Annotated in this window: 7 protein-coding genes and 1 other annotated feature; of the genes, 6 read left to right on the forward strand and 1 reads right to left on the reverse strand. The window is 43.8% G+C overall.

Annotated elements, in window-relative coordinates:
• Position 1: 1 nt before the first annotated feature.
• Complete coding sequence (locus tag GMD6S_RS04775) at positions 2 to 829, reverse strand: exodeoxyribonuclease III (RefSeq protein ID WP_008293051.1); 828 nt, start codon at positions 827 to 829, stop codon at positions 2 to 4.
• Positions 830 to 962: 133 nt separating this feature from the next.
• On the opposite strand from GMD6S_RS04775, the gene GMD6S_RS04780 reads away from it, so the two are divergent.
• The 6 genes from GMD6S_RS04780 to GMD6S_RS04805 all read left to right on the forward strand — a co-directional run bounded on the left by GMD6S_RS04780 (position 963) and on the right by GMD6S_RS04805 (position 7830).
• Positions 963 to 1418 carry a DUF3290 family protein gene (locus GMD6S_RS04780; RefSeq protein ID WP_000675331.1) on the forward strand — a complete coding sequence of 152 codons (456 nt, stop codon included), beginning with the start codon at positions 963 to 965 and terminating at the stop codon, positions 1416 to 1418.
• Entirely contained in the window at positions 1415 to 2050 is a 636-nt protein-coding gene (locus GMD6S_RS04785) for a DUF421 domain-containing protein (RefSeq protein WP_000174451.1), read from the forward strand. Before GMD6S_RS04780 ends, GMD6S_RS04785 begins: the two co-directional genes overlap by 4 nt.
• Positions 2051 to 2210: 160 nt before the next feature.
• Positions 2211 to 3956, forward strand: a complete 1746-nt coding sequence (locus tag GMD6S_RS04790) for an ABC transporter ATP-binding protein (RefSeq protein ID WP_000022593.1) — start codon at positions 2211 to 2213, stop codon at positions 3954 to 3956.
• Complete coding sequence (locus GMD6S_RS04795) at positions 3946 to 5688, forward strand: ABC transporter ATP-binding protein (RefSeq protein ID WP_001180024.1); 1743 nt, start codon at positions 3946 to 3948, stop codon at positions 5686 to 5688. The genes GMD6S_RS04790 and GMD6S_RS04795 overlap by 11 nt, the downstream gene beginning before the upstream one ends.
• Before the next feature lie 183 nt (positions 5689 to 5871).
• Positions 5872 to 6564, forward strand: coding sequence for a sugar transferase (locus GMD6S_RS04800; RefSeq protein WP_000922225.1), 693 nt, complete (start codon positions 5872 to 5874; stop codon positions 6562 to 6564).
• A 42-nt stretch (positions 6565 to 6606) separates the two neighbouring features.
• Positions 6607 to 7830, forward strand: a complete 1224-nt coding sequence (locus GMD6S_RS04805) for a DegT/DnrJ/EryC1/StrS family aminotransferase (protein WP_001134517.1) — start codon at positions 6607 to 6609, stop codon at positions 7828 to 7830.
• 46 nt (positions 7831 to 7876) lie between these two features.
• Positions 7877 to 8102: a binding site (T-box leader), on the forward strand.
• The last annotated feature ends 143 nt before the right edge of the window (positions 8103 to 8245 follow it).

Raw genomic sequence — 8245 nt, forward strand, 5'->3', positions numbered from 1 at the left:
CTTAGAGTTTAATCTCCAAGACAATGGGTGTGTGGTCTTGGCGAGCACCTGAGTCAATCATATCAGATTTAGTGACCTTGTCTGCGAGACGGTTACTTGTGAGCCAGTAGTCGATTCTCCAGCCAGTATTGTTGATTTTAGAAGTCTTGCTGCGCTGTGCCCACCAAGTGTAGCGTTCTGGAACATCGCCGTGAATGTGGCGGAAGGTATCAGTAAATCCAGTTGCTAAAAGGTTGGTAAATCCAGCACGCTCCTCGTCGGTAAATCCTGGTGAACGGCGGTTGCTAGCAGGATTTGCAAGGTCGATCTCATTGTGTGCCACGTTGTAGTCACCGGTCGCAAGGATTGGCTTTTCTTTGTCTAGTTCAGCCAAGTACTCAGCATATTTGACATCCCAGACTTGACGTTCTTCCAAGCGTTTGAGGCCGTCGCCAGCGTTTGGAGTGTAAACTTGGGTCACGAAAAATTTATCAAATTCTAGAGTGATGATACGACCTTCCAAGTCCATGGTAGAAGGGGCACCGATTTCTGGGAAGCTGATAGTTGGTGTAAGTTCTTTCTTATAGAGGAACATGGTTCCAGCATAGCCTTTACGGGCAGGTTCTTGGGAAGAGCGCCACGTATTTTCGTAGCCTGGGAAGAGTTCTTCTAAAATTTCCAAGTGTTTCTTTGTAGGCCCCTTGGCAGAAAGCTTGGTTTCTTGGATAGCGATGATATCAGCATTTTCGGCGACCAAGGTTTGTAGTACTTCTTGGGACAATTTGGCACGAGCTGAGTCACTAGTTAGGGCAGCATTGAGGGAATCAATATTCCATGAGATGAGTTTCATAAAGTTACCTTTTTCATTCAGATTATAGATTTTATTATACCAAAAAAAGGTCCATTTCCCCAACGTATGGCTTGAAAAATCACTCTCTTTCGTTTATAATTAAGAATGATTTTATGAAAGGGAGTGAAAATAAATGAAATTTTACTCATATGACTATGTACTTAGCCAAATCAGTCAGCAAAATGGCATCATGATTGGCTTTGGAATTGTTCTCCTAGCTATCACAGGATTTTTTGCTTTTAAAGCCTATCGAGATAAAAAGGGGACTAAGTTTCGGGAATTGGTCATGATTTTGGCCTTGACCTTGGTGGCCATGCTTTTGGTGACAATCTCAAAATACCAGACCAATCAAGCCTCTAACAACCAATTTCAAACCTCCCTTCATTTCATAGAGGTTGTTTCCAAAGACTTGGGAGTGGATAAATCAGAAGTTTATGTCAATACTTCTGCAGCCACTGATGGAGCGCTTGTCAAGGTAGGTCCAAATTTCTACCGCGCCATGAACGGGAGCCAACCAGACAAGTATCTTTTAGAGAAATTAGAATTGCATCAAACAGACGCTATTGAATTGGTGGAGGTAAACAAATGACACTCAATTATATGGAAATTTTAATCAAACTGGCCTTGGGGCTCTTCTCGCTTGTTTTTGTTATCAATGTGACAGGAAAGGGTAACCTAGCACCTAACTCTGCGACAGACCAAATTCAGAACTATGTTCTTGGTGGTATCATCGGTGGGGTGATTTACAATAGTTCTATCAGCATTCTCCAGTATGCAGTGATTTTGATGATGTGGACGATTTTGGTCTTGACCCTCAAGTGGCTCAATAACAATGTTCGTTTTGTCAAACGCTTGATTGATGGAAAACCAACTCTCCTTATCAAAAATGGGCAGATTGACCCAGAAGCCTGTCGTTCAGTTGGTTTGTCTGCAGCAGAAGTTGCTCTCAAACTTCGTAGCCAAGGGATTTTCCAGATGAAACAGGTCAAATGCGCTGTGCAGGAGCAAAATGGCCAACTCATCGTGGTCCAAATGGGGGATGAAAATCCTAAGTATCCAGTTGTGACTGACGGTGTGATCCAAGTCGATGTTTTGGAATCGATTGGCCGTAGCGAAGAGTGGCTGCTTGATAATCTAAGCAAACAAGGACATGACAATGTGGCCAATATCTTTATCGCTGAGTATGACAAGGGTGCGGTCACAGTCGTAACCTATGAATAAGAAAAGCCTGGGGTCTTGTACTCTTCGAAAATCAAATTCAAACTGCGTCAACGTCGCCTTGCCGTACTCGAGTACAGCCTGCGGCTAGTTTCCTAGTTTGCTCTTTGATTTTCATTGAGTATTGGCCTCAGGTTTCTATTTGCAATCAGAAAGGGATTTTATGTCCATTATTCAAAAACTTTGGTGGTTTTTCAAGTTAGAAAAACGCCGTTATCTAGTCGGGATTGTGGCCTTGGTCTTGGTTTCCGTCCTCAACCTCATTCCACCTATGGTTATGGGGCGGGTTATTGATGCTATTACATCGGGGCAATTAACCCAGCAGGACCTCCTTCTTGACCTATTTTACTTGCTTCTTGCAGCCTTTGGGATGTACTATCTGCGCTATGTTTGGCGTATGTATATCCTTGGGACTTCTTATCGTCTGGGACAGATTATGCGGTCTCGCTTGTTTGAGCATTTCACAAAAATGCCTCCAGCCTTTTATCAGACCTATCGTACAGGGGACCTGATGGCACACGCTACAAATGATATCAATGCCTTGACGCGTCTCGCAGGGGGTGGTGTTATGTCTGCGGTGGATGCCTCGATCACGGCTTTGGTGACTTTGCTGACCATGCTTTTTAGTATTTCATGGCAAATGACCCTAGTTGCCATTTTACCCTTACCTTTCATGGCTTATGCGACCAGTCGTCTAGGGAGAAAGACCCACAAGGCCTTTGGCGAATCCCAAGCTGCCTTTTCCGAACTTAATAACAAGGTACAGGAGTCTGTATCAGGTATTAAAGTGACCAAGTCTTTCGGTTACCAGGCGGACGAGTTGAAGTCCTTTCAGGCAGTCAATGAATTGACCTTCCAGAAGAACCTGCAAACCATGAAATACGATAGTCTCTTTGACCCTATGGTTCTCTTATTTGTTGGTTCATCCTATGTGTTAACCCTCTTGGTCGGCTCCTTGATGGTTCAGGAGGGACAGATTACAGTTGGTAATCTAGTTACCTTTATCAGCTACTTGGATATGCTAGTTTGGCCTCTTATGGCCATCGGCTTCCTCTTTAATATTACCCAGCGAGGGAAGGTTTCTTACCAGAGAATTGAGGAACTTTTGTCTCAGGAATCACCTGTACAGGACCCTGAGTTTCCTTTAGATGGAATTGAAAACGGGCGCTTGCAGTATGCCGTTGATAGTTTTGCATTTGAAAATGAGGAAACACTGACAAATGTTCACTTTAGTTTGGAAAAAGGGCAAACTCTGGGATTGGTCGGGCAAACAGGCTCTGGAAAAACGTCCTTGATTAAGCTCCTCTTGCGTGAGTACGATGTGGATAAGGGAGCCATTTATCTAAACGGTCACGATATTCGCGATTATCGTCTGACAGATCTTCGTAGTCTTATGGGCTATGTTCCTCAGGATCAGTTCCTCTTTGCGACTTCGATTTTAGATAATATCCGCTTTGGCAATCCTAACTTGCCCCTTTCAGCGGTCGAGGAAGCGACTAAGCTAGCTCAAGTTTATCAAGACATTGTAGACATGCCTCAGGGATTTGAGACCATTATCGGTGAAAAGGGAGTCAGTCTTTCTGGTGGTCAAAAGCAGCGTCTGGCCATGAGTCGGGCTATGATTTTAGATCCAGATATCTTGATTTTGGATGATTCTTTGTCGGCCGTGGATGCCAAGACAGAATATGCGATCATCGACAATCTCAAGGAGACGCGGAAGGATAAGACAACTATCATCACAGCCCATCGTCTCAGTGCAGTTGTCCATGCAGATCTGATTTTGGTTCTGCAAAATGGCCAAATCATAGAACGGGGCACGCACGAAGACCTGCTAGCTTTAGATGGCTGGTATGCCCAAACCTATCAGTCTCAGCAGTTGGAAATGAAAGGAGAAGAAGATGCAGAATAAGAAAGAACAATGGGCTGTATTGAAGCGCTTGATGTCTTATCTCAAGCCCTATGGCCTCCTGACCTTTTTGGCACTCAGTTTTCTCCTCGCGACGACGGTCATTAAAAGTGTCATTCCCCTTGTGGCTTCCCACTTTATCGACCAATACCTCAGCAATCTCAATCAGTTTGCTATTACAGTATTATTAGCCTACTATGGTCTTTATATCCTGCAAACTCTGGTCCAGTATGTCGGCAATCTTCTTTTTGCACGAGTGTCTTACAGTATTGTCAGAGATATTCGTCGCGATGCCTTTGCCAATATGGAAAAACTGGGCATGTCTTATTTTGACAAGACGCCAGCAGGCTCCATCGTTTCTCGTTTGACCAATGATACTGAGACCATCAGTGATATGTTTTCGGGAATTTTATCCAGCTTTATTTCAGCAGTTTTCATCTTTCTGACAACTCTGTATACCATGTTGGTGCTGGATTTTCGTTTGACAGCTTTAGTTTTGCTCTTTCTACCCTTGATTTTCCTTTTAGTCAATCTCTATCGGAAAAAGTCAGTGAAAATCATCGAAAAAACCAGAAGTCTCTTGTCAGATATCAATAGTAAGCTGGCAGAGAATATCGAGGGAATCAGGATTATCCAGGCCTTCAACCAAGAGAATCGCCTGCAAGCAGAATTTGATGAAATCAACCAAGAACACTTGGTCTATGCCAACCGTTCTGTGGCCTTGGATGCCCTCTTTTTGAGACCTGCCATGAGTTTGCTGAAACTCCTAGGATATGCAGTCTTGATGGCCTACTTTGGTTACCGCGGGCTTTATCTGGGAATAACAGCAGGAACCATGTATGCTTTTATCCAGTACATCAATCGGCTCTTTGACCCCTTGATTGAGGTGACGCAAAACTTTTCAACCCTTCAAACTTCTATGGTCTCAGCTGGACGTGTCTTTGCCTTGATTGACGAGAGGACCTATGAACCCCTTCAAAAGGATAGCCAAGCAAAGATTACAGAAGGTAATATTCGGTTTGAGCACGTGTGTTTCTCATATGATGGAAAACACCAGATTCTAGATGATATTTCCTTTTCAGTTAAGAAGGGTGAAACCATTGCCTTTGTAGGGCATACAGGTTCGGGGAAATCTTCCATTATCAATGTCCTCATGCGCTTTTATGAATTTCAGTCAGGCCGCGTTCTCTTGGATGGTGTGGATATCAGGAACTACAGTCAGGAAGAGTTGAGAAAGAATATCGGTTTGGTCTTACAGGATCCCTTCCTCTATCACGGGACTATCAAGTCCAATATCGCCATGTACCAAGACATTAGTGATGAAGAGGTCCAGGCTGCGGCTGCCTTTGTGGATGCAGATTCCTTTATTCAGGACCTTCCGCAGGGTTATGATGCACCTGTGTCCGAGCGTGGTTCGAGCTTTTCTACTGGTCAGCGTCAGCTTCTTGCCTTTGCTAGAACAGTTGCTAGTCAGCCTAAAATCTTGATTTTGGATGAAGCGACAGCCAATATTGACTCTGAAACAGAAAGTTTGGTTCAAGATTCCCTAGCCAAGATGAGACAGGGGCGGACAACCATTGCTATTGCTCATCGTCTTTCGACCATCCAGGACGCCAACTGTATTTATGTCTTGGATAAGGGGCGCATCATCGAGAGTGGAACCCATGAGGAACTCTTGGCCTTGGGAGGAACCTATCATAAGATGTATAGCTTGCAGGCTGGGGCCATGTCCTAATACTCTTTGGAAATCTCTTCAAACCATGTCAGCTTTATTTGCAACCTCAAAGCTGCACTATGATTTTCATTGAGTATAAGAAGGAAATTCTTCAAATCACAGATTTCTTGCACCGCCTTTTCCATTTTGTGGTATAATGAAAAATGTTGACAAATAGTATAATAAAAACAAAGGAGAAACAGCATGCTGAAATGGGAAGACTTGCCCGTGGAAATGCAATCAAGCGAGGTTGAGTCTTACTACCAGCTTGTCTCTAAAAGGAAGGGTTCGCTGATTTTCAAGCGTTGCCTGGATTGGGTTCTGGCCCTGTTTTTGCTAGTTTTGACTTCTCCCATCTTTCTTATCTTGAGCATTTGGATCAAGTTGGATAGCAAGGGACCTGTCATTTACAAGCAAGAGCGCGTGACCCAGTACAACCGTCCGTTCAAGATTTGGAAGTTCCGTACTATGGTGACGGATGCGGATAAAAAAGGAAGTCTGGTGACTTCTGCTAACGACAGCCGCATTACCAAAGTGGGAAATTTCATTCGACGTGTGCGTTTGGACGAACTGCCTCAGCTGGTCAATGTCCTTAAAGGCGAAATGTCCTTTGTAGGCACACGACCTGAGGTGCCACGTTACACCGAGCAGTATAGCCCTGAAATGATGGCGACCTTGCTCTTGCCAGCAGGAATCACCTCTCCAGCCAGCATCAACTACAAGGATGAGGACACCATCATCAGTCAAATGACGGAGAAAGGCTTGTCGGTTGACCAGGCCTATGTCGAACATGTCCTTCCTGAAAAGATGCGCTATAACCTCGCCTATCTCCGAGAGTTTAGTTTCCTTGGAGACATCAAAATTATGTTTCAAACCGTGTTTGAAGTGCTAAAATAAAGTAGTCATGAGAAAATGAGTACAGATAAAAGGAGCAAATCAATGCCAAATTACAATATTCCATTTTCACCACCCGATATTACCGAAGCTGAAATTGCTGAAGTAGCGGATACCCTGCGCTCTGGTTGGATCACAACAGGTCCTAAGACAAAAGAACTGGAGCGTCGCTTGTCTCAATACACACAGACACCTAAGACTGTCTGCCTCAACTCTGCGACTGCAGCTCTTGAGTTGATTTTGCGTGTTTTGGAAGTGGGACCTGGTGATGAAGTCATCGTTCCAGCTATGACTTATACAGCTTCATGTAGTGTCATCACACACGTGGGAGCGACCCCTGTCATGGTGGATATTCAAGCAGATACTTTTGAAATGGACTATGACTTGCTTGAGCAAGCTATTACTGAGAAAACTAAGGTGATTATTCCGGTTGAGCTTGCAGGGATTGTTTGCGACTATGACCGTTTGTTCCAAGTCGTGGAGAAAAAACGTGACCTCTTTACAGCTGCTAGCAAGTGGCAAAAGGCCTTTAACCGTATCGTGATTGTCTCTGATAGTGCTCATGCTTTGGGATCTACTTACAAAGGGCAACCGGCTGGTTCGATCGCTGACTTTACTTCCTTCTCATTCCACGCTGTTAAGAACTTTACAACTGCTGAGGGAGGAAGTGCGACATGGAAAGCCAATCCAGCGATTGATGACGAAGAGATGTACAAGGAGTTCCAAATCCTTTCCCTTCACGGGCAAACTAAAGATGCTCTTGCCAAGATGCAATTGGGTTCATGGGAATACGATATCGTAACACCAGCCTACAAGTGCAACATGACGGATATCATGGCTTCGATTGGTTTGGTACAATTGGATCGTTACCCAGGTTTGCTAGAACGTCGTAAGGACATCGTGGACCGTTATGATCGTGGTTTTGCAGGTTCTCGCATTCGTCCATTGGCACACAAGACTGATAGTGTCGAATCTTCACGCCACCTCTACATCACCCATGTAGAAGGTGCTAGCCTAGAAGAACGCAATCTCATCATCCAAGAATTGGCTAAAGCAGGAATTGCAAGTAATGTACACTATAAACCGCTTCCTCTTTTGACAGCCTATAAGAATCTTGGTTTCGATATGGCAGATTATCCAAGAGCCTATGCCTTCTTTGAAAATGAAATTACGCTTCCTCTTCATACAAAATTAAGCGATGAAGAAGTTGATTACATCGTTCAGACTTTGGTGAGAATTTCCGAAGAAATCCTCGGTTCTGGAAAATAATCATAAAAAAATCTTGACAAAAAGCGGACAATAGCATATAATATTCTCAACAAATCAGAAAAGTAACTATTTTTGATCTTCAGGGAGCCTGTGGTGATTGTGAACAGGTGGTTGGAAGTAGTGAAAGTGGGCTGATTTTAAAAATGAATTTGAAACAATGAAAATTCGGTGCGCACACCTTACAGTGCAACTTGTTGTTAGACAAGACAGAGATGTAAAGGGGAATAGTCCCTTTATAATTGAGGTGGCACCGCGTTACCAACGCCCTCACACGGATTGATTTCTGTGTGTGGGCTTTTTTCTTTCGGTCATTTTGTTTATCTTTTATTAGGACGTTAAGTCGCTTTGATGAACTTATACTCAATGAAAATCAAAGAGCAAACTAGGAAACTAGCCGCAGGCTGTACTTGAGTAC

Source organism: Streptococcus sp. GMD6S, assembly GCF_000297015.1.

What these genes read in the sequence shown, in the direction of transcription:
- GMD6S_RS04785 (WP_000174451.1), top strand. Translation starts at nt 1,415, where the DNA reads ATGACACTCAATTATATGGAAATTTTAATCAAACTGGCCTTGGGGCTC.
- GMD6S_RS04795 (WP_001180024.1), top strand. Translation starts at nt 3,946, where the DNA reads ATGCAGAATAAGAAAGAACAATGGGCTGTATTGAAGCGCTTGATGTCT.
- GMD6S_RS04805 (WP_001134517.1), top strand. Translation starts at nt 6,607, where the DNA reads ATGCCAAATTACAATATTCCATTTTCACCACCCGATATTACCGAAGCT.
- GMD6S_RS04800 (WP_000922225.1), top strand. Translation starts at nt 5,872, where the DNA reads ATGCTGAAATGGGAAGACTTGCCCGTGGAAATGCAATCAAGCGAGGTT.
- GMD6S_RS04780 (WP_000675331.1), top strand. Translation starts at nt 963, where the DNA reads ATGAAATTTTACTCATATGACTATGTACTTAGCCAAATCAGTCAGCAA.
- GMD6S_RS04775 (WP_008293051.1), bottom strand. Translation starts at nt 829, where the DNA reads ATGAAACTCATCTCATGGAATATTGATTCCCTCAATGCTGCCCTAACT.
- GMD6S_RS04790 (WP_000022593.1), top strand. Translation starts at nt 2,211, where the DNA reads ATGTCCATTATTCAAAAACTTTGGTGGTTTTTCAAGTTAGAAAAACGC.